The 25960-nt window shown below is 38.8% G+C and carries 18 protein-coding genes and 1 tRNA gene; 8 read left to right on the forward strand and 11 right to left on the reverse strand.

The window, feature by feature from the left end:
* Positions 1 to 13: 13 nt before the first annotated feature.
* Positions 14 to 1303, reverse strand: coding sequence for a uracil-xanthine permease family protein (locus tag HXT58_RS03170; RefSeq protein ID WP_004119362.1), 1290 nt, complete (start codon positions 1301 to 1303; stop codon positions 14 to 16).
* 337 nt (positions 1304 to 1640) lie between these two features.
* Positions 1641 to 2006 (reverse strand): DUF488 domain-containing protein, encoded by a 366-nt coding sequence (locus HXT58_RS03175; RefSeq protein WP_004106880.1) that lies wholly within the window; start codon positions 2004 to 2006, stop codon positions 1641 to 1643.
* A 220-nt stretch (positions 2007 to 2226) separates the two neighbouring features.
* Here HXT58_RS03175 and HXT58_RS03180 point away from each other — a divergent pair, with 220 nt between their 5' ends.
* Positions 2227 to 3288, forward strand: coding sequence for a YeiH family protein (locus HXT58_RS03180; protein ID WP_410295873.1), 1062 nt, complete (start codon positions 2227 to 2229; stop codon positions 3286 to 3288).
* A gap of 102 nt (positions 3289 to 3390) precedes the next feature.
* Here the strand turns inward: HXT58_RS03180 and HXT58_RS03185 are convergent, their stop codons facing one another.
* The 4 genes from HXT58_RS03185 to HXT58_RS03200 form a co-directional block, all read right to left on the reverse strand.
* Positions 3391 to 4155: a L,D-transpeptidase gene (locus HXT58_RS03185; RefSeq protein ID WP_410295874.1), complete on the reverse strand. Its 765-nt coding sequence runs from the start codon at positions 4153 to 4155 to the stop codon at positions 3391 to 3393.
* 159 nt (positions 4156 to 4314) lie between these two features.
* Positions 4315 to 5403 carry a redox-regulated ATPase YchF gene (gene ychF / locus HXT58_RS03190; RefSeq protein ID WP_004106888.1) on the reverse strand — a complete coding sequence of 363 codons (1089 nt, stop codon included), beginning with the start codon at positions 5401 to 5403 and terminating at the stop codon, positions 4315 to 4317.
* Positions 5404 to 5457: 54 nt separating this feature from the next.
* The gene (gene proC / locus HXT58_RS03195; RefSeq protein WP_004106891.1) at positions 5458 to 6261 is read right to left on the reverse strand and encodes a pyrroline-5-carboxylate reductase; all 804 of its coding nucleotides are present in this window, start codon (positions 6259 to 6261) and stop codon (positions 5458 to 5460) included.
* A gap of 126 nt (positions 6262 to 6387) precedes the next feature.
* Positions 6388 to 7770 carry an alpha/beta fold hydrolase gene (locus HXT58_RS03200; protein WP_064340433.1) on the reverse strand — a complete coding sequence of 461 codons (1383 nt, stop codon included), beginning with the start codon at positions 7768 to 7770 and terminating at the stop codon, positions 6388 to 6390.
* A 116-nt stretch (positions 7771 to 7886) separates the two neighbouring features.
* On the opposite strand from HXT58_RS03200, the gene HXT58_RS03205 reads away from it, so the two are divergent.
* Complete coding sequence (locus tag HXT58_RS03205) at positions 7887 to 10415, forward strand: sensor histidine kinase (protein WP_421775603.1); 2529 nt, start codon at positions 7887 to 7889, stop codon at positions 10413 to 10415.
* 18 nt (positions 10416 to 10433) lie between these two features.
* Positions 10434 to 11216: a response regulator gene (locus tag HXT58_RS03210; RefSeq protein WP_004106900.1), complete on the forward strand. Its 783-nt coding sequence runs from the start codon at positions 10434 to 10436 to the stop codon at positions 11214 to 11216.
* An 80-nt stretch (positions 11217 to 11296) separates the two neighbouring features.
* Here the strand turns inward: HXT58_RS03210 and HXT58_RS03215 are convergent, their stop codons facing one another.
* The 4 genes from HXT58_RS03215 to HXT58_RS03230 form a co-directional block, all read right to left on the reverse strand.
* Positions 11297 to 13333, reverse strand: a complete 2037-nt coding sequence (locus HXT58_RS03215) for a chromosome partitioning protein ParA (RefSeq protein ID WP_415705915.1) — start codon at positions 13331 to 13333, stop codon at positions 11297 to 11299.
* A 383-nt stretch (positions 13334 to 13716) separates the two neighbouring features.
* Entirely contained in the window at positions 13717 to 16410 is a 2694-nt protein-coding gene (locus tag HXT58_RS03220; RefSeq protein WP_415705913.1) for an ABC transporter permease, read from the reverse strand.
* A gap of 17 nt (positions 16411 to 16427) precedes the next feature.
* Positions 16428 to 17267, reverse strand: coding sequence for an ABC transporter ATP-binding protein (locus HXT58_RS03225; protein ID WP_004106907.1), 840 nt, complete (start codon positions 17265 to 17267; stop codon positions 16428 to 16430).
* Positions 17268 to 17537: 270 nt separating this feature from the next.
* On the reverse strand, positions 17538 to 18860 hold the full coding sequence (locus HXT58_RS03230; protein WP_415705911.1) for an O-acetylhomoserine aminocarboxypropyltransferase/cysteine synthase family protein: 1323 nt from the start codon (positions 18858 to 18860) through the stop codon (positions 17538 to 17540).
* Positions 18861 to 19180: 320 nt separating this feature from the next.
* On the opposite strand from HXT58_RS03230, the gene HXT58_RS03235 reads away from it, so the two are divergent.
* From HXT58_RS03235 to HXT58_RS03255, 5 genes are all read left to right on the forward strand, one after another.
* On the forward strand, positions 19181 to 19729 hold the full coding sequence (locus HXT58_RS03235; protein WP_101886002.1) for a YraN family protein: 549 nt from the start codon (positions 19181 to 19183) through the stop codon (positions 19727 to 19729).
* Entirely contained in the window at positions 19729 to 21372 is a 1644-nt protein-coding gene (locus HXT58_RS03240) for a YifB family Mg chelatase-like AAA ATPase (protein ID WP_410297100.1), read from the forward strand. Before HXT58_RS03235 ends, HXT58_RS03240 begins: the two co-directional genes overlap by 1 nt.
* A complete protein-coding gene (gene dprA, locus HXT58_RS03245; RefSeq protein WP_004119336.1) occupies positions 21369 to 22913 on the forward strand; it encodes a DNA-processing protein DprA in 1545 nt (514 codons plus the stop codon). Before HXT58_RS03240 ends, dprA begins: the two co-directional genes overlap by 4 nt.
* A 40-nt stretch (positions 22914 to 22953) precedes the next feature.
* On the forward strand, positions 22954 to 24909 hold the full coding sequence (locus tag HXT58_RS03250) for an FAD-binding protein (protein ID WP_116442684.1): 1956 nt from the start codon (positions 22954 to 22956) through the stop codon (positions 24907 to 24909).
* 114 nt (positions 24910 to 25023) lie between these two features.
* Positions 25024 to 25111: transfer RNA gene (locus HXT58_RS03255), tRNA-Leu, on the forward strand.
* 100 nt (positions 25112 to 25211) lie between these two features.
* On the opposite strand, the gene HXT58_RS03260 is transcribed toward HXT58_RS03255, so the two are convergent.
* Complete coding sequence (locus HXT58_RS03260; protein WP_004106937.1) at positions 25212 to 25943, reverse strand: GntR family transcriptional regulator; 732 nt, start codon at positions 25941 to 25943, stop codon at positions 25212 to 25214.
* Positions 25944 to 25960 lie beyond the last annotated feature (17 nt).

The following is a 25960-nucleotide window of genomic DNA, read 5'->3' on the forward strand; positions in this document are numbered from 1 at the left end:
TGGAGCATTTAAGTTAGGCAACATCAGGATCATCTTTAGCGATCGTACCAGTAAGCTTTCCAATAGCCTTCAATAAGTGATATACAACCAACACCACAACGGTTCCGATTGCAATACCGTTGAACTGAATGCCAGAAATAGCAAACTGGAAGTTAGCAATACCAATAATCATAACGATTGCAGCAATCATAATATTCACTGGCTTATCGAAGTTCACTTTGTTTTCTACCCAGATTCTTACGCCAATCATGCCAATCATGCCGTAAAGCAAAGTGGTCACGCCACCGAGAACACCAGCTGGAATTGAGTTTACAACAGCACCAAACTTTGGGCAAAGGCTCAGGATGAATGCAAAAGCTGCAGCACACCAATAAGCTGCAGTAGAATAGACCTTTGTTGCGGCCATAACACCGATATTTTCGCCGTACGTAGTAGTACCACAGCCACCGAATAAACCAGCAATAGCTGTACCAAAACCATCTGCAAATAATGCAGTTCCAATCTTAGAGTCATAGTCGCGACCAGTCATTTGAGCTACAGACTTTACGTGACCAACATTTTCTGCAATAAGAACAAGTACTACCGGCAAGAACATAAGTAGAACAGAGAAATCAACTTGTGGAGTGTGGAATTTAGGAAAACCAATCCAAGAAGCTTCTTCAATCTTTTTAAAATCGACTTGACCTTGGAAGCATGCATAAGCGTAACCAACGAGAACACCTAAAAGAATATTTAAACGACCAAGAAGACCGCGAAATACTACAGCAATAAGCATTACAGCAACTAATGTCACAAGAGCCGTATCTGGAGCTTTCTGGAAATTAGTCCAAACTGCAGGTCCTAAATTAAAACCAATAATTGCAACGATTGCACCGTTTACAACAGGCGGCATAATAATGTCAATCCACTTAGCTCCTGCAAAATGTACAAGCACACCTATAAGAGCAAGAAGTAAACCTGTGCACATAATGCCAAAGCTTGCAACTGCAATACCTTTATGAGCTGTTGTTACAGCCATAACAGGTGCTATAAGACCAAAAGAGCTTCCCAGATAACTAGGAAGCTTATTTGCGTTAATAAGTAAGAACAGTGCTGTAGAAATAGCAGTGAACATCAATGTTGTTGATGGATCAAAGCCTGTAAGAATAGGCACCAAGAACGTAGCACCAAACATTGCAATAACATGCTGAGCACCAATTCCAGCAGTACGAGTCCAAGTCAAACGCTCGTCTGGCTCTACAACTTCACCAGGCTTTAACGTTTTGCCATTACCGTGAAGCTGCCACGTGAATAATGAATTCATTTCTTCTCCTTGCAAAAACAAGCTATGCAAAATGTTGTGTAAACAAGTGTCGCTAAAAAACAAGCACTCATTGAGCGCTGGGATGGCAGCTTCTGGGAGGTCCATTGCACCACCGACCCATATGCCAAAGGGACATTCTAATGTTGCAAAACGAAAGTGTCGAGCATAAGAAAAAAATTACAGTTTTGTTTTTTATTTTTGTTGGAATATCAAGCAAAGTCGGCGTGTTGAAAAGAATGCAATGAACACCAACTAAAGTTGATACTTACTAACTTATGTTTATAAAATAATTAAAGTTAGGCAAAGTTAAACAATCGCAAAATTAGTAAACACATATTCAAGCAAGTAATTTTTGTAAATATTCTTGCAAAACTAATGCGTGATTTACTTTTGGATTTTTTGCAGCATACAACAAAGTTATAGTTTGATACTTACTAAACAAATCCATAATCACACCAACAGCTTCATGATTTGAATCAAGTTCTTCAACATAACGATGTGAAAATTCTTCAAAATGCTCCGGATCATGATTAAACCACTTACGTAACTGCGAAGTAGGAGCAATATCTTTAAGCCATTTATCAATATGAGCATATTCTTTGCTTATACCACGCGGCCAAAGTCTATCAACCAAGACTCTCACACCATCATCTTCACTAACCGTTTCATACACACGCTTAATCTTCACAGTGCACTTGTTCATAAAATCTCCTTTATACGTTTACTATAATCGCAGCTTTATTTATTTTTTCAAGGAATTATTTACTAGCAAAAGATATATGCGATATAAATTGAGTTATTATGTTCGATTATGTGATTTTATGTCGGCGTGTCGCGTTTATTTGCAGCAAAATTATATAAAATTTGCTTAATTTTTTAATTTATGTTCGTTTTTGTCCGATTATGGGAGAATACTTGGCTAAATGGTTAATTTCTTTGATACATGGAAAAAGAAAATCTGCACCATCGATATGGCTCTTATTGCTGTATTGACACTTCTAGCTTCCTTCATTGGTAGCTGGCTTAAGCAGTACCCAGGTTTCCAATTACTTGGTGCTCTTATTATTGCGTTGCTTGTTGGCATGGCTCTGCAGCTGCCATTGCACGTGTACAAAATGAATAATGATTCAAGGCGAGCAGGCGTTAAAAGCGCTGCTGGTTTGATTGCAAACAAACTTCTTCGCCTAGGTATTATTCTCCTCGGATTTAAGCTGAATTTGCATGATTTGTTTACCAAGGGCATTAAATGCTTGCCTATTGCAGCTGTGTTAGTTGCAATAATGGTTTGCATAACTTATAACATTGCTAAACTCTTGAAGGTAAATCCTCAGCTTGCAATGCTTACAGCAGGAGGCACAAGTATTTGTGGAGCTGCTGCAGTTATGGGTCTTTCTGGCTCAATGCCAGTTCTTCCAGAAGAGGAAGATGAGAAAGAACAGAACGAAGTTATGGCTGTTGCAACAGTTGCAATTATGGGCACTATTTACGCTCTTGCTGAAATCTTCATCCTGCCTAACTTTGGCATGACTAAGCAGCAGCTTGGCATTACAGCAGGTGCATCACTTCACGAAATCGCACATGCCGTTGCAGCTGGCGGAGCATTCGATAGTATCGATGTTGCAACAATCATGAAGCTTTCACGAGTTCTTATGCTCGTTCCAGCCTCCATCTTTATTGCAATTTGGTGGAATGCTCGTCATAGCAAAGTTGAAAATGGCGGAAAGCATAAGATTAGCTTCCCATGGTTTATGCTTGGCTTTATTGCAGCATCCGTTATTGGAACTTATGTTCCTTTCATAACAGCTCACGCATCAACTCTTGTAGAAGCAGGATACGTTTTCCTTGGCATGGCTATGGCTGCACTTGGAATTAACGTAAACTTCCGAGCTATTTTTAAGCAAGGTCGCGCAGCATTTGCAGCAAGCTTCCTAGCTTCTATTGTTTTAGTTGCTTTGGCTTATGCAGCTGCAGTACTGTTCTTCTAAATAAAACATTACAAAATAGTTTTGCTTAACAAATGAGGGTCTTCGTTTGAAGATCCTCATTTTATATTCTCGATAATTTATTTTCGTGTATTCTTGAAAAATCTATCCAATATGCACAGCCGTTCCATCAGGAATATTTTTATAAAACCATTTGGCATCCGCAACGCTTAAACGCACACAACCATGCGATGCAGGCTTTCCAAGCTTCATGCCTTCTGACGGAATATATTCTCCAAAATTATAATTCGTCGGCACAGAATGGAATAAATATTGCGATCCAATAAAAGCAACCCAGTAATCCGCTCCAACTTTTTCATCTTGATTAAAGAAATGATCACCACGACCATTAATTTGATAATTACCATGAGGAGTCGAGTCTTTTATTCCAGAACTCATAACCATTGAATACACAGTTTTCCCATGAGCAATAATATAAACACGCTGTTTTTTCAAATTTACATTCACATGCAAATCCGAAACCTTTATTCCTGTAAGATTAGGATAGGCTCCACCAGTAGGATATTTCCAAAAATTAGGTTTAAGTAAAGACTTATTTTCTAGATAATTTTTGCAATATTTTTTAATAAAAGATTTATCATTACCGTTCAGTTTGCTTATTTTGCAATCAATTTTTTCACGCTCACTCAAATTAATTTTTTTTAACTGAGCACTATGCCTTAAAGAAGCAGAAATAACATTAGAAGTTTCAAAACCAACAAAGCAGAAGAACGGAATCAATAATGTAGCCAATAAAGCTGACGCAACACAACGAGCAAAATTAGAACTACGCTTCCACCATTTGCAAAATCTTGCAACAATGCGAACACACTTGCGTATATCGCTCACAAAGTTACGAATAAATTGCATAACATCTCCATTGTAAAAGCAAAAACGTTGCTCACCCTAGTTTAACAGCAAACTGAGGAGAGCAACGCTTAAAAAAAAAATAAATCTTTTATTTATTATGATATTAAAATCACTCGTAACATAAAAATCATAAATTTTTTTGAACGAACATGAAAATAATCATACATTAAATTTGAATTCGACAATATCACCGTCTTGCATCACATAGTCGCGACCTTCAAGACGAAGCTTTCCTTCTTCCTTAATTTTTGCCATAGAACCGTCAGCAGCAACGAAATCATCATAAGATACGATTTCTGCCTTAATAAATCCACGCTCAAAATCAGTGTGAATCACACCAGCAGCTTGTGGAGCAGTCCAACCTTTATGAATCTGCCAAGCGTGAACTTCCTTAACACCAGCAGTCAAATAGGTTTGAAGACCTAAAATATCGAATCCCACACGCGCAAGTTGATCCAAACCAGATTCCTTCAAACCAGCATCTTCAAGCATTTCACGAGCATCAGCTTCGTCAAGTTCAGTAAGCTCGGACTCAAACTGAGCATTAAGGAATATTGCTTTTGCAGGAGCGACAGATGCAGAAAGTTTAGACTTCAAATCTTCATCAGCCAACTCCGAATCATCCACGTTAAACACGTAAATAAATGGCTTAGCAGTGAGCAAGTGTAAATCATACACATCGTTTTTATCAATAAGCTTTTCGTTATGAGCCTGGTCAATAGTCTTTCCAGATTCAAGAATTTCCTTAGCTTTATTTACAGCGTCTACGTATTCCTGCGTAACTTTCTTACCGCGCAAATCCTTTTCCAACTTTGGAAGAGCATTGTCAATAGTTTGCATATCGGCGAGAATTAGCTCAGTATTAATCGTGTCAATATCGTCAGCAGGATCTACTCTGCCGTTAACATGCACAATATCATCATCATTAAATGCGCGCACAACTTCGCAAATAGCGTCTGCTTCGCGAATATTAGCAAGGAACTTATTGCCCAAACCTTCACCCTCGGAAGCACCCTTAACAATGCCTGCAATATCAACGAAAGTAACTGTTGCTGGAACAATCTTTTCAGTATTAACTAATTTAGCTAAAACTGGAAGACGATGATCCGGAAGCGGAACAATACCAGTATTAGGCTCAATAGTTGCAAACGGATAATTCTCCGCCAAAACGTTGTTGCGGGTTAAAGCATTAAACATAGTGGACTTACCAACGTTTGGCAATCCAACGATTCCAATAGTTAAAGACATATTTACCTAGTTTAGACCAGCGCCGGGAAAGCCGACACAACTTGATTTTATTTACTATTTATTTTCAATAGCATCAACTGCAGCAATCACATCTCCCCTAAATCCGCGAGATTCTAGCTCAGCAACGCCACGAATAGTGGTTCCTCCAGGAGAGCACACTGCATCTTTCATAGCACCAGGATGCGTGCGCGAATCCATGTATAACGCACCTACTCCTTCAATCATTTTTGCAGCCAAACGGTAAGCACAATCACGTTGCAAACCATACTTCACACCAGCATCACTCAATGCTTCCATGTACATTGCTGTAAAAGCTGGAGCGCAGCTAGAAATACACATTGCAATATTCATATGATCACTAGTCACTCGCTCTACCAAAGAAATTGGCTCAAATAAAGCATTAAACATTGAAAGTTGACTATCAGTAAGCGTATGAGTAGTTTCAGCTAAAGTCACACCTTGGCCTACAGAAATAGGAGTATTAGGAATAATGCACTGAACATGAGCTTCCTTGCCAAGTAGTTCCATGTAACGCTCAAGCGTCCAACCGGCTGCAACGGAAATAACAGCAATACCTCGTTCATTAATAATTTCACAAATTGGCTTAAGTACTTCAGCAACCTGATATGGCTTTACAGCAATAATAATCGCATCACTTGCTTCACATACTTCTTGAGCAGTGTGCATAGCGCGAGCGCCAATCAGCGAAGTATTACGCTCGAGTTTTTCAAAATTATGCGCGCAAGCAACAATATTTTCACCTTGTAATACGCCAGCATTCAGTGCACCTTTAGCGATTGCTTGTGCCATGTTGCCATAACCTATAAAACCAACAGTTTCAGATACACAAGTACTCATACACGACCCCCTTTAGCGCATTGATAAAACAATAGCGCACTCATTACTAAGCAAACAGATGTATAGCATAGCAAAGAGTGCACTATAATCATTGCGCATATTAAAATTATTACCTTTATATATGGCTTATCTCTTATAAATTCCCTCTAAATCACCACGATTCAGCGCCTCATCAAACAAATGACGGAAAACAATGTCTCCATGCAAACCATCATGCTCAAACTCGTTCGTTGTCCAATAGTGGGAGTTGGCAATACGAGAAAGAGTGTCAAGCTGAAGACCAGAATCGACATACATGTCATCAAAATACACTGCTGATTGCAATGGAACTTCGTTATTAGCAAGTTGATCTTGATCGTAAATTTTGCCAAACTGCTTATCTTTCATCAAGCAGTCAACAGCTGGAAGGAATGGTTGCAAAGCTTTCTCTTGATCGTACATCCAAGGAAACATTGCTTCGCCTGTAAACATAATAGGGCGAGCAGAACCAGAAAACTCTGGCATAGTTTCTCGAACCTGCTGAGCAGCCCACAAAATTGGGTGTTCCAATTCACCATCAGCATAAATAAATTCTTGTAATGGCCAATAAAGTGGACTAGAAGCTGTAGAATCCATGACACCATACACAAAATCGTCACTTAAACTACCTGCAGAAGCTCCTCCGCCGTGCTTAAATGCTTTCAAGGAACCATCACCATCTGCAAACGCAGAGTCAATTAACCAATGCACTCGTTCAAAACTTGGTTTCATTCCAAATGAAGAACCCAACATTTGGAATCGCTCAACCGTAAGTTTTTCACCGTTCGGAAGCACAACATCACCCTGTGCAATACGATCTGCAATAGCTGCAGCACGAGCAACATCTTGCGGATAGCGCTCATAGAATTGCTCAGTTTTACGCGCCATACGAGGAAAAGTATGCTCATAGACTTCACGCGCATTTGCTGGAACGTGAGGAATACCTCCTGTTGTAAAGCTTGCAATTAATCCTTGAGGGAATAGTGATAGATATGTAAGAGTCAAGAAGCCACCATAGCTTTGACCAAGTGAAACCCATGGCTTAGCATCGAATTCAGTAAGTCGCAGATGTTCAAAATCGCGAATAATAGAGTCAGCCAGGAAACGCTTTAAATACCAGGCTTGTCGCTCAACGCTTACACCGTCATCTGCCATGCGCTTCATAGTTGAAGCGTCTACTCTTGAAGAACGCCCAACACCACGCTGATCCGGCAAGACTACGCGAAAATGTTTAATAGCTTCTTGAATCCAGCCATCACTAGAAGGCGAAAGTGGTCGTGGACACTGCCCACCAGGACCTCCTTGCAAAAATACTAATAAAGGCAAATTATCATGTACATGCTCAGGAGCACAAACTACTCTACAGAACAATCGGATTGTTTCGCCTTTAATAGCTCCACCAGGAGTGTTTCCTTCCCAATCAAGCGGCACGTCAATTGCACGTTCTTCGATATGCAATCCCGGAACATAATAGCTTGTAAGTAACGCCATTTCGCACTCCCTTTCTGTACTCTTGCATGCTACATGCAATGTCAATTACACATTCTTATATAAATCATACTCAAGTTCGATTGTTCTATAAAGTGCTATGCACTAGCCTAGTAATTATGAAAGTACCTAATATGTTTCAAAGTGTTATACAGCCCTTACGAAAAGAGCTCACATTAAACGACATATTATGGGGTATTATTCCACTTATTCTTTTTATACTTTCAAACAATAGATATAGTATAAGCTATGTTGACGGTTTACTGACTCAGGGTTCGCTGGTTACAGTAGCGCTTACAAATATCGTTGTTGCACTACTACTTTCAGTAAGAAAGATATGGCCTGAACAGGCGGCTATTATTTTTATTGTTATTTGCATTGTGCAAGTAATATTTGGTCCAGCTCAACTTTTCGCTGATTTCTTTGGTTTCGTGCTGCTTGTTAACGCTATTGCGCGCGGAAACCCAACGCATACGAAAGTTTTTGTCATTACAGCTTACATAACAACCATATTATCTTGCGCATTAATATCGTGGAATGTTGTAATGGGACCAATATATGGCAATAATCATTCGAAATCTAGTTATACCTGCAGTGTACGAAATATAAATAGCAGTAATATAAAAAATTGCGTTTCAAATATACTTAATTTTGCGATTCCTTCCATAATTTTTGCGATTATTATTACCACTATTACGGTTATTATTGGCTACTGGCAGCGCACTCATGTGCATACTATTCAACTTTTGCAAGAACACAATAACGCTATTCGCGCGTACCGCCGAAAAGCTCAACACATTGCTGTTACTGCAGAGCGAGCAAGAATTGCTAGAGATATGCACGATATTGTTGCTCATACGCTTTCTATTATTATTGTGCAAGCAGATGGCGGCCGTTATGCCGCAACACAAAATATTTCGCTCGCTAAAAAAACAATGCATATTATTAAAAATGAAGCTGAGCGCGCCGTTCACGACATGCGTAGGCTGCTAGAAGCTTTAACTGATGCACCTTCTAACGACACAAATTTGAATCACGTGTCATCACTTATTGAGCAAGCGCGAATTGCTTCACCAAATAATATTTTTTGGCATACTGTTGATGGCATAAATTCTTCTCATAAACTCAACAAAGCTGCACAAACTGTAGCATATAGAATTATTCAAGAAGCACTTACTAATATTCGCAAGCATGCAGGCGAATGCGTTAAAGTAAACATTCATGAAGAATGGAACAACCAAGGTTTAAAACTAAAAATTACAAATGAAATACACAAAATCGAAGTTAACCAAACGCAAAATAGCAATGCGCAGCATAAAAACGGTTATGGCTTAATTGGCATGAAAGAACGCATTGAAAATCTTCACGGAACGCTTAATTACGGGAAACTAAACGATGGAACGTTTAGTATTGTTGCTTTTATTCCATATTCTTACAGCACAGACCCGTCAAATACTACTGCTTCTGTATTAAATAGTATTCCTAACGTTACTTATAAGAATGCAAAAATTAATAATCAATCAGTAGCGCAAACAAAACCGGCAAATGCAAATGTTCCAACCTCATCAAAAGTTTTTCCAGAAGTAAATGCTTCACAAAATAAGATCGAGAAAGTATCACAATGGTTTGAACAACATTGGCTTATTGGAGACATTATTTATGCAGCGCCTTGGATTGTTCTGATGCTTTTTGTGCCAACTTATGATTTTATTCTTGGAGATGGAATGTCTTCACAATATTTCAACTCACTTTCGTTAGAAATATTTTATAGAGTATTTACTCTTGCAACCATGGTGCCGTTTATGTTCCGTAGAAAATCTCCAACAACATGCGCAATTGTTGCCGCAATATTTTCTGCAATACAGCTAATATTCTTACCTAATATTTTGTTTGCTAACTTATTCATTCCAAGCATTATTTATGCTGCGGTTCTATACGGCAAAAAGCGCGCATGGCAATGGATTAGCGCAATAGTACTTTTAGAATCTGCTATTTTTGCACTAAAAATTGGCATCGCATCAAGAAATATTCCAAAAAATGCAACTCCAATACAATTCTTTACATCGAATATAGACACGACTAATTTTTATATCATTACGCAAATGGCATCCGTAGGATTAGTTTTTGGTTTCGCAGTTGCGTTAATTTGTTTTACAGTTATTGCGTTTGCTTATTACCGAAGAAACGATGACAATAATTTATTGCTTCTAAAAACACGCAGAACAGAACTCGAGCAAGAACAAAAACAGCTAGAAGTACTTGCAGCAAACGCAGAAAGGCAGCGACTTAGCTCAAATATTCAGCAAAAAGTTGCTGTTACACTGCATAAAGTAATCGATGCCGCAAATAACGGAATTGATATGCTAAATAAATACGAAAAAGCAAATAACAATACAGAAAATCGAAAGTCATCAGACCCAGAGCAATCACAGGGACAAAGTGAAGAAATTAGTAAAGCTTTCAAAAATATTGGAGATGAAGGTCGCTCAGCACTAAAATATATGCGAAAATTGCTTGGAATTTTGCGAGAAACAGGATCAAGCGTTAATTCAGCAAATAATGGTGCGAATGTAACTGAAATTGCAGTTCGCCCTGCTCCTTCGCTCGATGAGCAAATTCAACACAGTGCATTAAATAAGCAAGAATAAGTTGATACTATAGAAAATATGGAAAACAATGGAGTAATTCGCGTTACAATAGCAGACGATCAGGAGCTTGTTCGTGCAGGATTTGCTATGGTAATTAACTCGCAGCAAGATATGCAAGTTGTTGCTCAAGCAGCGAATGGAAAACAAATAGTAGAGATTACAGAAAGAGATCATCCAGACATTATTCTTATGGACGTTCGCATGCCTGTAATGGACGGATTGGAAGCAACTCGCAAGATTCTGCAGCAAAAAACTAACGAAAATACTAAAATTATTATTCTGACAACTTTTGATTTAGACGAATATGTTATGGCTGCAATTCATGCTGGCGCTTCCGGGTTCCTTTTGAAAGATACTGAACCTGAAACTTTGCTTAATTCAATACGAACAGTGTATCAAGGAAACGCAATTATTGCTCCGACTGCTACGAAGCGTTTGATTGAAACTATGATTCAGCAAAGCAAAGTAGCAACAAATACTACAGAAAACAGTGCTGCGAATTATACCGCACAAGCAAGTTACGATGTACAAGCAAGTTCGACTGCGCAAACAAATCCGGATGTACAAGAAACACAAAGCTGCACATACGAAAATTCTGCTATTCCAGAACTTACTGATAGAGAACGCGAAGTTCTTGTTGAAATTGCTCACGGACTTTCAAATCAGGAAATTGCTGACAAACTATTTATTAGCTTGCCCACAGTAAAAACGCATGTTGCGCATATTTTAGGAAAAATCGATGCTAGAGACCGCGTTCAAGCTGTAGTTTTCGCTTACGAAAATGGCTTAGTTAAGCCGTAAAAATATAAAATTGCGGCTGTTTATGCATAGACACAAATAGCCGCAATTTAGATTATCAACGTACCTAGTAGCCTTTTAATTTATGCTCTTGGAAGGCGACGGTGACGCATAACAGTCACGCCGGCAGCAGCAGCTCCAGAAATAGTTAATGCACCCAAAACGCCTAGCATTATAGTGCTAAGCATATTACCAGAAGACTTGTTTTCGCCTGCAACTTTAGCTTGAGCTTGTGGCTTATTGCTTCCAACAGGAGTCTTTTCTTCAACTTCCTCAACATCACCCTTGTTATTTTCAGGCTTCGTAGAGTTTTCTTCTGAAACCTGTGATTCGGTTGACTTGTTTGTTTTTGAAGTATTGTCTGTCGGAGTCACAGGCGAAGAAGAAGTATTAGCAGCAGCTGGAGCATGAGATTCGGCTGCAGAAGAAACCTTTTTAACTATTTCAACAACCGGAACTACTACTTTCTGAGTATTTGCATCAGAAGGCTTGGAGCTTGACACTGCTGGAACCGCAGAAGCTGCAGGAACAACATGAGTTGAATTATTTTCAACTTGAACTGCTGGAACCGCAGGGGTTGCAGGAGCAGCAGGTGCCGACGGAACAGTAGGAACTGGTACTGTTGGAGCCGAAGAAGCTGGCGGCACAACCGGAGGATTAACAGATGGCACTGGAACCTTAGCTTTAGGAACCTCAGAAGCAGCATTTGATTGTGTATCGGATTCGGCAGGAGCAGCTACTTTCGGAGCAGATGCTACTGGAGGTGCAGGGACTGGAGCAGCATGCTCTTGAGATTCATTATCTTTTTTAGAATCAGAAGGTGCTGGAGCAGTAGGACCAGTCTGTTTTCCTGATTCTTTTGCCTCATTATTACCAGCAGAACTGTTACCACTTTGCTGATCTTTTTGATCTTTTTCCTTCTTCAATTGAGCTTTAAGAATAGTAACTTTAGCTTTAGCTTCCTCAAGATTCTTTTCTGCGCCCTTTAAAGAATCCTCAGCTTGCTTCTTTAAATCACTTTTCGCAGTTCTCTCCTGAATCTGATTGTTTTTAAATGTTTTAGCGCCTTCAAAGCCATTTCTTAATGACTTAATTTTTTCATCTAGTTTCTTTTTGTCGTCAACTAACTTATAGTTCTCAATAATATTATTAAGAAGCTTTGTTTCAGACTCTGCTTTCTTTACTTCAGAATCTTTACTGTTGGAAGCTTCAAGCTTACTAGCTACATCTTTTTTAGACTCATCAATTTGATCTTTAATTTTTTGAAGATCTTCACTTGCTTTTTCAAATTCTTGCTTTGCATTCTGGAAAAGAACTTCTAATTCTTTCACAGTTTTTTCTTTAGCAGCAACAAGTTTCTTATTTTCTTCAACTTTTTTGCTAAGTGAAGTTTGATCATTAGAGACTTTTCTAAACTGCTCCGCTATAGAATAAATATTATCACCATCGTTTGGATCAGCTTTTTCTAATGCGGATTCTAATTCACCGATTTTTGTATCATACTCTTTAATTTGAGCAGAATCACTTGCAATAGATTCATTAAGAGAATCTACTTCTTTGTGAAGATCTGAAATCTGTGATTCATATTGTTTTATATTAGCTGCAGCTCTTTCTTTTGTTTGACTTTTTTCTTCTTCGTCACTTTGCAAAGCATCAAGAGTTAATTTTGCATTATCATATTGCTCTTTTAAAAGTTCATATGCGGCTTTTAATCCAATAAGCTCGTTATCCTTTTCTTCTTTGGATTTTTCAAATTCTGCAATTTTTACTCTTGCGGCTTCGGAATCCATTTTCAATGCATTTTCAGCTTCTAAAAGTTCCTTTTCCTTATCTTTCTCAACGTTTTCAAATCTTTTTTCAGTTTCAGAGATTTTATTTAAGAGATCGTCAAATTCTGCAACTTTTTTCTTATACTCTTCAATTTGAGCTTCTAATTGCTGAACCTGCTCTTCAGCTTTTTCAATTGCTTCTTCAGTAGATGCTTTTGCAGTCACCTCTGTTTGAGCTTGCGTATTTTGTACATCCTCAACAGCTTCTTGCGCCCATGCTGGCATTGGGCCTTGCAGGAACAAAACAAATCCTGCGATTGCTGCGGCAGATTTTTTCTTGACCGTTACCATATTTGTTACTCCTTGCTCGTAGCGGCCTTCATGTCTAACTTATGTCAGCAGTCATCCTTGAGCATAACAAAGGAATAAATACATTTTCAACGCTATTTATTCGGAATATTTCCGATAAAACTTGTCATAATGAATAATAATCATATTATTTTTGAAGACCATTAATAAAAAATGCCAATTATACACATAATATTATAAAATTCGAATAGTTATACACAATAATTTTTAAAAAATAATAACAATATTACAAATTTTTTCAGAGTGTCGAAAAAGCCTAAGAAAAAGATAATGCCGATAAGTAAAATTTACATACCGGCATTATCTCTATTTTTTCTGCAACTTAACTTCTACAGACTATCTTTTCACATATGTTCTTACGAAATTTAGTCCTCCGCGAGCGCAACTACTGGCGAAGACTTTACTGCTCTACGAGCTGGAAGAACGCTGGAAAGAAGCGCTGCAAGCAAAGCGATTAGAGCAAGAACCGCGTAAATAGTCCAATCAATTACAAACGGAACTTTGCCAATTGCGCTAAACACCATGTAGGATCCAATCCACCCAAACGCTGTTCCAACAATCAAGCCAGAAACGGTGCTTGTTAAGGAAATCAACGTTGCTTCCAACGCAAGAGATCTTCTAACCTGTCCTCTTGTCATGCCGATTGCTCGCAAAGTTGCAGATTCTTTGGTTCGCTCAATAACAGACAAGCTTAATGTGTTTGCAACACCTATTAAAGCAATCACAACAGCTACTGCTATTAAGCCAACAAGCAACATCATCATTACGTCGATAGCACTTTCCCACTGCGCTCGCTGGAACACGCTTCCACCAGCCATAACCTCCGCATAGCTAGATGTAATATTTCTAATATTCTTAACAATATCTACAAGATTAGCTTTGCTAGAGTCTACCGAAATAAGCAGAATATGCGTTGTAGGCTTAAGGTAGTTATTGAAGTAAGATTTGCTCACAAAAGCAGTATTCCTTGAATATATATTGACATTCCTATACTTCTTAAACTGAACTTGCTTTACAGTAATGCTCTTATCGTTATTACTCGGGTCTGTATTCATTCCGGTAAATGGCGTAATATCATCACTGTCTGTTTCACCAGAACTGTACTTTTCTACATAAGCTTGTAGATTAAGGTTTCCTTTTTTAAGTTCAAAGGGTTCTCCCCCTTCTTCGTTAAACTTAGGCAAAAGCACAGAATCTTTGTTTATATTAACGCCATCAAGATCAGTGTGCATTACATTTTTAAGTTGATTTACATTATCAACTCCAGCTGCCATAGCATACTCAGTTTTGCCCTTAGCGTTCTTAAAAGTCATAGGAACTGCAGGAAGCAACTCAGTATGCTTTATTCCACTAATCTTTAAAATGTCGGCAGCTAAAGATTCATCAACATTCTTGCCTTGAATAATAATGTCAACACTGTAATGGTCATCAACAACACCTTTAAGAGTTGCTTTACCACAAATTGCGCCCGTTACTACTGTAGAAACAAGCGTTACTCCAATAAGCAAAGCTGTTCCAGTTGCTGCAACTCTTCTAGGATTTCTTTGCACGTTTGCATTAGCAACTTTAGACGCTGGCCCACAAAGCGCCATAATTGCTCCAGTTGCCTTCATAGCAAACGGCATCCAGAATGTTGCTGTAATAATAATGCCAATAAAAACAAGCGCACAACCAAACATTGCTCCAAGCAAAGTCATCCAAGAGTCAGAACCAGCAGTAGGCGACTTACCCGCAATCATGCTTGCCAAAGAAGTAGCACTTAAAGCCGTAGCTAAAATACCTACAACAATAAACAGAACGCCAAAAACAGCGCGAATAATGCTTGCACGCTTATCTTTAATCAAATCCATTGGTCGCAGCGCTTCCATAGGCGTTACTTTTGTAGCAGATCGAGCAGCACTCATAGATGCAAGAACTGTTACAATCGTGCCAATTGCTATTGGCCACACAATTGCCGGAAGTGAAACAATCAAAGGAATCTTAGATAACGGTCCAGAATTAATATTCACATTACTAATTGCGCCCATAAATCCGATTGCGCAAAGCACACCAACACCTGCAGAAATAACTCCAAGTACTGCAGCTTCAAGCAAAACTGCCGCATAAAGCTGGTGTGACTGTGCGCCGATTACGCGCAAAAGTGCAAGAGTGCGTCTGCGTTGAGCAACCAAAACTTGAAATGTGTTTGCTATAACAAGCGAAGAAATAAGCAACGCTAGGATACCAAAAGATAGCAAGAACATGGTTACAAAATTAGTGCCGTTAGACACATTTCGAACAGCTCTTACGCCAACTTCATGCCTAGACATAAGAGAGAATCTCGAAGGAAGCAAAGAGTTAATCTTAGGAGATAAATCGTTTATTTTAGATTCATCAATACTCATGTACACTTTGCTTTGCACAACTTCATTGTCAAAATTCTTAAGATTGTTGAGTTTTGCACAAAAATCATTCGTTACTCCACCAAGGTACGTGCCGCGATTTGAAACTGGTATTTGAGAATGTTCTCCATCGTCTACAAGACCAACCACACGAACATCGTACGATTTTTCTTTATCTCCGCCAGTGTCATCTACTTTAACCAAAGTTATAGTATCGCCAATGTTTGCATGTATTGATTTTGCAATACTTTTAATAAGCGTAATTTCGCCTATTTTTTGCGGATCTCTACCTTCTGTTGATTTATAAACAGGAAGATTTCCATACAAACCACTAGACCAAGCAATACTTGTAACTGATTTATCACCTTTTTCCACTCTTACAAGCGCAGTCGCATCGTCACTACGAATACCGTTGATACCAGGCATCTTCGATATTTTGTCTAAATGAAGGTCTTTGTAATGAATTTCACTACTCGGAGAGCTGTTAGGATTTTTAAATGAGATTGCATAATTTGCGCTACCGAATTCATTTGTTGCGTTACGAACCATCAAGTTATCAACGCTGTTTGCAAAAAGCAAAGTAGCGCTCATAAACATGCTGCCTATAAGAATTGCAATTCCAGAGGCGATTAGCATGCGCACGCTTTTACGCATAAGTTTTAGTGCGATTTTCCACATTCTAACTTCACCACCTTTTATTGCAATTGAGCAGGCTGATTATTAACGCCAGCCTCGCTGCGTTCCATAAGCATCTTGCTCATTCCTTCTGCAGTAGGATTTTGCACGTCTTCAACGATTTGACCATCTGCAAACACGATTGCTCGATCCGCATAAGACGCTGCAACAGCGTCGTGAGTAACCATAATCACAGTTTGACCAAGTTCCGTTACAGACTTCTTCAAAAAATGCAAAACTTCTGAGCTGGAAGCAGAGTCAAGATTACCGGTAGGCTCATCCGCAAAAACTACGGAAGGCTTAGAGATTAAAGCTCGAGCAATTGCAACGCGTTGTCGCTGACCGCCAGAAAGCTCAGCAGGCCTATGCTTTAAGCGATCTTGCAAGCCAAGAGTTAAAACCAAAGTATTAAACCATTGCTTATCTGGCTTTTTGCCTGCCAAAGTAAGAGGCATAAGAATATTTTGCTCAGCACTAAACATTGGAAGAAGATTAAAACTTTGGAAAATGAACCCAACCATTTCGCGTCGCATAAGCGTAAGCTGTTTATCGCTCATTCCTGTAATATCTAGGCCATCTACCAAAACTTTTCCAGAATTAACGCTGTCAAGACCAGCCAAAGAATGCATTAAAGTTGACTTTCCAGAGCCAGACGGGCCCATAATCGCAGTGAACTTGCCGCGCTCAAAGCTAACACTAACGTCTCGCAAAGCGTGAACAATGCCTGCACCCTTGCCAAAATCTTTAACAACATGCAAAGCTGCAACTGCCGTCTCACCAATCAAGTTTTGGTTAAAATCTGCTCTAAAATCTAAAGCATTTTCTTGCTCGTATGAGCTTGTTTCGTACGGACTGTTCATAACTGCTCCTTTTCTTAAAAAGTAGTAATCGCATAGTTATCTACTGCTAATACTTAAATTTACGTGAAAAGACTGCTGGTTACTATCGTGCGTAAGGCGGAAATTATTGAGAAAAAATTAGCATCTCATCCTAAAGTATGATGCGTAAATTTACATAATGTATAAAAAATCGGAGCACATACAAATACGAATGCGCTCCGAATAAAATGGTAATGGATCTTCAGGAATATTTTTAATTAATAATTTTTTACTTTGCTTTCTCTTTTCTATTTAAGCAAGTCCTGCTTTACGAACAGCGTCAAATCCGCGCTGCAAATCGGCAAGAATATCGTCAATATGTTCAGTTCCAATAGACAAACGAATAGTACCTTCACGAATGCCCTGATCTTCCAACTCTTCAGAAGTTTCCTGAGAGTGCGTAGTAGATGCAGGATGGATAACCAATGACTTTACGTCAGCAACATTTGCAAGCAATGAGAAAAGCTGTAAATTGTCAATAAATACGCGAGCTGCATCCCTTCCACCTTTAATATCAAACGTGAAAATAGAGCCTCCACCATTCGGGAAGTAGCGCTTATAAAGCTCGTGATCAGAACGACCTTCAATAGAAGGATGACTTACAGATTCAACTTCTGGCACAGTTTGCAAATATTTCACAACTTTCAACGCATTCTCAACGTGACGCTCAACACGCAAACTCAAAGTTTCCGTGCCTTGCAAAAGCAAGAATGCAGCAAACGGGCTAATGCAAGCGCCAGTATCGCGCAAAATAATCGCACGAATACGAGTCACAAAAGCCACAGATCCTAAAGCATCATAGAAGTTCAAACCATGATAGCTAGGGTCAGCTTCAGTAAGAGTTGGGAATTTTCCAGGGACTTTAGCCCAATCAAAATTGCCGCCTTCAACAATAATGCCACCAAGAGTTGTGCCATGGCCGCCAATAAACTTCGTAGCAGACTCAACTACAATATCTGCACCATGCTCAAGAGGGCGGAACAGGTACGCAGTTGCAAAAGTGTTGTCAACAAAAACAGGAAGATTGTGGCGATGCGCAATCTCGGAAATAGCCTCAAAATCAGGCAAATCAGCATTAGGATTACCAAAAGTTTCAAAGTACACGAGCTTCGTATTCGGCTGAATTGCATCCTCGAAGTTCTGAGGATTCTTAGGATCCACAAAAGTAGTTGTTACACCATCTCGAGGAAGAGTATGACGAAGAAGGTTATAAGTTCCACCATACACATTCTTTGAAGACACAATGTGATCGCCCTGCTGAGTGATGTTACGAATAGCATAGTCTACAGCTGCCGCACCAGAAGCAACAGCCAAAGCTGCAGTTCCACCTTCAAGAGCTGCAATTCTACGCTCAAAAACATCTTGAGTAGAATTCGTCAAACGGCCATAAATATTTCCAGCGTCACGCAAATCAAAACGAGCAGCGGCATGATCAAAATCGTGGAACACGTAGCTCGTCGTTTGATAAATAGGAACTGCACGAGAATCAGTTGCCGGATCCGCCTGCTCTTGACCAACATGCAACTGCAAGGTTTCAAAATGATACTTTCCTTGCGTTTCTTCAATATCGCTCATAATACCCCTCCAGTTTTGCGACTTTTCAAACAGTAGATTAGTTTGCTTCAGCTCACTTTGCGCATCCACTTACTTTTCCGTTTTCTGTTTACATATTTATTTAAGTGATAACGACAATATGCCACTATGGTTCATTCGTACATACCTGCGGTTATCAAAATTAGCTATAACGAATTAACAGTTTGCAAAAAATAGCGAAATCTGTTTTAGAAAAATACAGAAAATATACTGAATTTCTAATACAACACGCCGTATGCAGCTTTTATCCACAATGCTTAAAAAATCTGGATTACTGCTCAATAAGCACAGAAAATAGCAGCATGATTACACAAAAACACATTATTGACGATGAAATTATCTCGCTTGACGAGATTGACGACGCTGAGACTGCTCAAGTATTTTTGCAAGAAAAACTTGAACAAGTGTCCAACGAGCTTCAAGATGATTCTCTTGAAAGTAAAGAGTTGGGAAAACTGGGAGAAACATACGCAGCTTTGCGACTCATACAAAAAGGGTGGCACATTATTGACCGAAACTGGCATTGCCGTAATGGAGAGCTAGATTTGGTGATGATTACTCCAGAACAAAAATTGGTATTCGTTGAAGTAAAAACTCGAAGAAGCGTACGTTGTGGCACTCCACTTGAAGCAATTACTCAAGAAAAATGTAGCAAATTACGTACAACTGGTATGAAATGGCTGGAAGAATTCGGAAGCGACATACCTCATTACCGTATTCAATTTGACGCTGTATCAATTCTTATTATTAACAAATACACTTATCCAGATTCTGCATATGAATTGCAATCTTTGGAAGAAATTGAAGATAATTCATCAATCCAATTCAAGCATGTTCAAGGAGCATTCTAATGCATATTGGAAACGCAACATCAATAGGACTTATTGGTCTTAAAGCTTTTACTATTCATCTGCAAGCTTTTATATCTGGAAATATGCCAAACTTTTCTATTATCGGCTTACCTGACACTTCATTAAGCGAAGCAAGAGAGCGCGTTAAATCAGCTCATTTTGCGTTGCATTGTAAATGGCCTGAAGGAAGGGTAACAGTAAACTTATCACCTGCTTCAATGCCAAAAAGCGGAGCATCATACGATTTAGCTATCGCGGCAAGCATACTAAGCGCAGAAAAGTATATTCCACTTACAGAATTAGAAAATACAGTTATTTTAGGAGAACTAAATCTTGACGGGACAGTATTACCTATTCAAGGCATTCTTCCTATTGCACTTTACGCAAAAAAGATGCATTTTAAACGAATGCTTATTCCGCAAGAAAATCTTGCCGAAGCGCAACTTGTAGATGGAATTGAATCTATTGGAATACACCATATTTTAGATTTAGTGACGCAATTGCATGGCAGTTTGAGCGAAGAATCACTCAAGCTTATTGAAGAAGACCCTGCGTATAAACATATGCAAGTCCTTGAACGAAATGGAAATTATAACAATGGAGAAGAAGATTATAATTCGTCAATTCACGAAGAAAGCACTTCTCCACTACAAATTGAACCAAAATATGAAATTGGAGATATGTCTGAAGTAATAGGGCAAGAACATACAAAATGGGCTCTACAAGTTGCTGCAGCTGGAGGGCATCACGTAATGATGATTGGGCCTCCAGGATCTGGGAAAACCATGCTAGCTTCACGAATACCAAGCATTATGTGTCCACTTAACGAACAAGAACAGCTTGAGGTTGCTTCAATTCGTTCACTTTGTGGAACACTACCCTATTACGGAATCAGCAATATTCCACCATTTGAAGCACCTCACCATACTGCTTCAGCAGCTTCTCTTATCGGAGGAGGAACAGGAGTTGCAAAACCTGGGATTATTACTAGAGCACATTGCGGAGTGCTGTTTATGGATGAAGCTCCAGAGTTTTCTCCTAGAGTATTGCAAACCCTAAGAGAACCATTGGAATCAGGGCATATTGCTATTTCTCGTTCAAAAGGGACAACTCTTTATCCAGCTAAATTCCAGCTTGTTATTGCTGCAAATCCTTGTCCTTGCGGATACGCATACGGAAATGGAGAACGATGTACTTGCAAAGAGCGCGAAAGAGCACGATATTTTTCACGCCTTTCAGGTCCAATTCTTGACCGTATTGATATTCAAATGGATGTGCCTCCGGTAGAACGAATTATTATTTCAAACCATCATCAAAACAATGTACAAAACACAGTTAAAAACACGTATCTAAATAGCAAAACAATGCGAGATAACGTAATAGAAGCTCGTAAAATTGCTCGAGACCGTTTTATAAAACAAGGTTGGGATTGCAACGCACAAGCATCTGGAACGTGGCTTAGAAAATACACTTCACAGCAAGCTGTAGGACTTATCAACCGTGCATTAGAAAAGCATCAACTGAGTTTGCGCGGAGCAGATAGAGCATTGCGACTCGCGTGGACGCTTGCTGATCTTTCTGGACACACTTCACCAGACATGACAGACATTGCACAAGCTATCAGTTTAAGGACACGAATATGAATACTAAGAACATAAACAACACGGATAACACTGAAGAAACCATTAGTGTACCTAGCGATTTTTCTTCACCAGACGAAGAAACAATATCTCGTGCAATACTTACATTCTGCCTTGAAGGAGCGGATGCAATTATGTACACGCTACTATTGGGATCTAAAAGCGCTAAAGAAATTGTTTCAATATTAAAAACAATTGTGAAAAATTATACGAAACAACAATCAACAGGCTCAGCTCAACAAATGCAACTTCCAATTATTAGTGAAGTAGCAGATCAAGAAAACGATGCCAATTCTAAAACTTTTAGTTCAAGAAAACGTAACAAAAATCAAGAATTAGTATCTACAATGTTAAGTTTCATAAAAAACCATAAAGAACTTACACTCTTAGAAAATTATTTCAAGAAGGGCTTAACAGCGTGGGGTTATCACAACAATAATGCGCCTAAGTCTTTAGAAGTGTTACACAATTCTATTTCAAAATGGTGCGTTCGATTATTGCATTTACCAACATGGAATAATGAATCACTATGTCAATGGTTCACTTCTGGCGGAAAGCAATGGATTATTGCACCACACAGCAAATATTGGCCGAAACAATTACAAGATTTGGCTTTTCAGAGTCATTTCTCACCACCTTTATGCTTGTGGGGTGTAGGGAATCCACAAGCATTAACACAATGTCATAATCCACTTGCTATTGTTGGCTCACGCTCTTGCACAGACTACGGAAGAGAACTTGCATATCAATTTGCTTATGATTGCGCTTCGAAAGGCCATACTGTTATTTCTGGTGGAGCGTACGGAATTGATGCAGCAGCACATTGGGGCGCATTAGATGCACAAGATGTAGATGAAAATAAGCCTACAGGAAAAACCATTGCTGTATTTGCTGGAGGATTAAATCATATGGGACCCAGATGCAATTATCAGCTTTTTGAACAAATTATTGCAAAAGGCGGAGCGTGTATTAGCGAACTATGCCCAGATACAACACCTGTAGGCCACAGATTTTTATTACGAAATAGAATTATTGCAGCTCTAGCATCAAAAATTATAGTTGCTCAAGCAAGATTACAATCCGGAGCGCTAAATACTGCAACATGGGCAACTGATTTAAATCGCGAACTATACGCTATACCAGGAGATATCAATCAGCCTAATAACGCAGGATGCAACAAGCTAATACACGATTCACAAGCTATAATATTGTGTTCAACTCAAGATATAGATATTCTGTTTCCTCAATCTCATCATTACTTTGCTTATTCTCAACCTAAACCAGAAAAATTAAGTATAGACTATAAAAATTATGACAATACGCAAAAACTAATTATCGACGCAATTACAACATGCAAACGCAAACGTGAACTTGCAAATGTTGACAGAATATACGAAATAATAAAAGCTTCTTACAAAGAAAAACAATTAGATTACATACCATCTATTGCTGAAATTTCTGGGAAAATTGCATTGCTAGAATTGGAAGGAATTATTGTACAAAATAAAGAAAATTTAACATTATCACAGCAAAAAGTAGCGTAAAATAACGCGCCCAATACAAGATATGTGAGAAAATAAAAGTATGCAATCAAGCGAATACTACGATGTTATTATTGTTGGCACTGGAGCTGCAGGATTATCTGCAGCACTAGGATTAATTAAATCCGAAGAATACGCATGTATGAGAAAAGGAGGAAAAACACCATCAATTTTAGTGATTTCTAAAGTGCCAGCATTGCGTTCACACACGGGTTCTGCTGAAGGAGGTATAGCAGCAAGCCTTGGAAATGTTGAACAAGACAAATGGCAATGGCATTATTATGACACAGTTCATGGCGGAGATTGGCTAAGCGATCAAGATGCAGCAAAGCTACTTGCAAAAGAAGCGCCGAAAACAGTTATTCAGCTTGAACATGATGGCGTAGCATTTTCTCGAACGCAAAATGGGTATATTAATCAACGCCGTTTTGGTGGGCATACTGCTAATTTTGGAAAGAATCCAATTGAACGTGCGGCTTTTGCTGCAGATCGTATTGGTCACCAAATTTTGCATAGCTTATGGCAACAATGTGTTTCCGAGAATATTGTATTTGCTGAAGATTGTTACGTAACAGATGTTGCTATAAACGATCAAACTATGAGCGTTGAAGGAATTGTTGCATTTGATTTATCTGCAGGAAACTTGCGAGCAATAAGGTCTAGATTCTTACTTTTAGCTACAGGCGGATCGGGAAGATTATTTGCAACAACATCTAATTCGTGGGATTTAACAGGCGATGGCATGGCTTTAGCTCTAAAAGCAGGATTACAACTTGAAGACTGCGAGTTCATTCAATTCCACCCTACTGGACTAGCTCATACTGGCATTCTGCTTTCAGAAGCAGCAAGAGCTGAAGGCGGCGTGCTTAGGAACTCAAATGGCGAAGCTTTTATGAAAAAATACGATGAAGTACATGCAGATTTAGCTCCAAGAGATGTTGTTTCTCGTGCAATTGCCAAAGAAATTCGCGAAGGAAGAGGTGTAAACGATTCAACAACTACGCAACAAAGCAATTCGCATAACGATTGTGTTTGGCTAGATATGACACATATCAGCCGAGAAAATATGTTAGAATACTTGCCACAAGTTACAGAAACTATTGAAAAATATGCTCATCTTGACCCAACTTGCGATTTAGTCCCAATTCGCCCTACAGCTCACTACACAATGGGCGGAATACCGATAACTTTGAATGGAAAAGTATATAGATGGCAAAATAACAACCAAAATATTGTTTATGGTTTATACGCTGCCGGAGAATGCTCATGTGTAGGAGTGCACGGAGCTAATCGATTAGGAGGAAACTCCTTGCTTGACGCATGCCTTTTTGGAAATCGCGCAGGAGCAACAATAGCAAAAGAATTGAAAAACTTAAACAAGGATGATGAAACTAACAGTAACGAAATCAATGAAACGAACGAAACGAACGAAACCAATAAAACTATCTCAAGTAATGTTGCACTACAAGTCTTATATAAACAAAGAAATAATGAACTTAATCAGCTTATGGAAACGAGTGCGAAGCAAGTTACAGATTTTACAGACAACAGTTATAACGACGAATCTTCACAAATAGAAGAAGATAATCCTTATAAATTATTTGCAGATTTAGGAAAAATCATGGAAAACGCTGTTGCAATATCATGCGACGAACAATCAATTAAGAAAGCACTCAATGACATACAAGAATTTATAGATCCTAAAATTCAGTCATTACACATTCATAGCGATAATTTAGTTTTTAACCAAGAAATTACTGCAATATGGGAAATAAAGAACATGTCACTACTTGCAAAAGCAGTATTACAATCTTCACTTGCTAGACATGAATCTAGAGGTGCTTTCTTTAGAAGAGACTATCCAAAACATGATATTTCTTCATTACCACAACACTCGTTCATTGACTTTGATGGAAACTTGGCAAAAAAGCCAGTGAATGTTATTGATTTTAAACAAGATAGTAAAGGAGATTTTTATACTGAAAATAGCATAATTTAAAACTATTATTACTATTTTCATATATAAATATTTTGAAAATTCGTAATTTTTTCAACACGCCGAAGCGAAGAAGAAAAAAAGATGTTATAGTCTTATCTGTTGTCTAAAACACCTGTCCGGGTGGCGGAATGGTAGACGCGCTAGCTTGAGGTGCTAGTGCCTATTTGTTACAGGCGTGCGGGTTCAACTCCCGCTCCGGACACGAAAAAACCTTGCTGGAAAGCCAGCAAGGTTTTATTGTTTTCTAACGCAAAAAAGGTGTTAGCTAAGAAGATCATCTTAGCTAGCCCTAAAAAATTTAATTAAGCAGCATTTGAGTGCAAATGGAAACGAATCTCGCCAGAATTTGGCGTATAAACAGCTGCACCAAAAGCAATAATCGTGCCAAACTTATCTTTTACAGTAGAATAAGCTGCAATTACAGAAGTTCCAACTTCAACATTCAGTACTGCCGCAAGCCGGTCACACAGCTCTTCTACATGCACAGACACCTCATTTTCTACAAGCTGAACAGCGTACGCTTTGAACAAAAAATCAGCTAACGAATCATCTGAAAAATCATGCGTCAAAATTTTAGGAAAACGCGAAGCAGACAAATAAATCACACTATAACGCGATAAAACATCGTCAACATAGCGCAAGCGTTTCAAACATATCAACTCATCTTCTGGATCAAGACCTAAACGAGCAGCAGCATCTTCATCGTGAATAACATCTTTTTCAATAACTTTTATTCTAACTTTTGCATCATTAGAATAAGCCTGCTCATAAAATCCTTGCGCGCGATCAGAAATCACTTCCTGATTATAAGTATGAATAATTGAAGAAGCTCGAAATGTTCCCCTACCCTGCTCACGAACAAGTAATCCTTCAGTAATAAGATTATCAACTGCATGCCTCAAAGTGATACGACTCACATTGTACTGTTTGCACAATTCAATTTCAGGAGGTAATTGTTCGTTAGCTTCCATAGAATCAATACGAGCGCGTAGATTATCTCGCACAGCAATATATTTAGGCACACCGTCGACCATTATCACTCTCCCCTAAC

It is taken from the genome of Gardnerella sp. KA01000, from assembly GCF_049244035.1.
Lineage (GTDB): Bacteria > Actinomycetota > Actinomycetes > Actinomycetales > Bifidobacteriaceae > Bifidobacterium > Bifidobacterium leopoldii.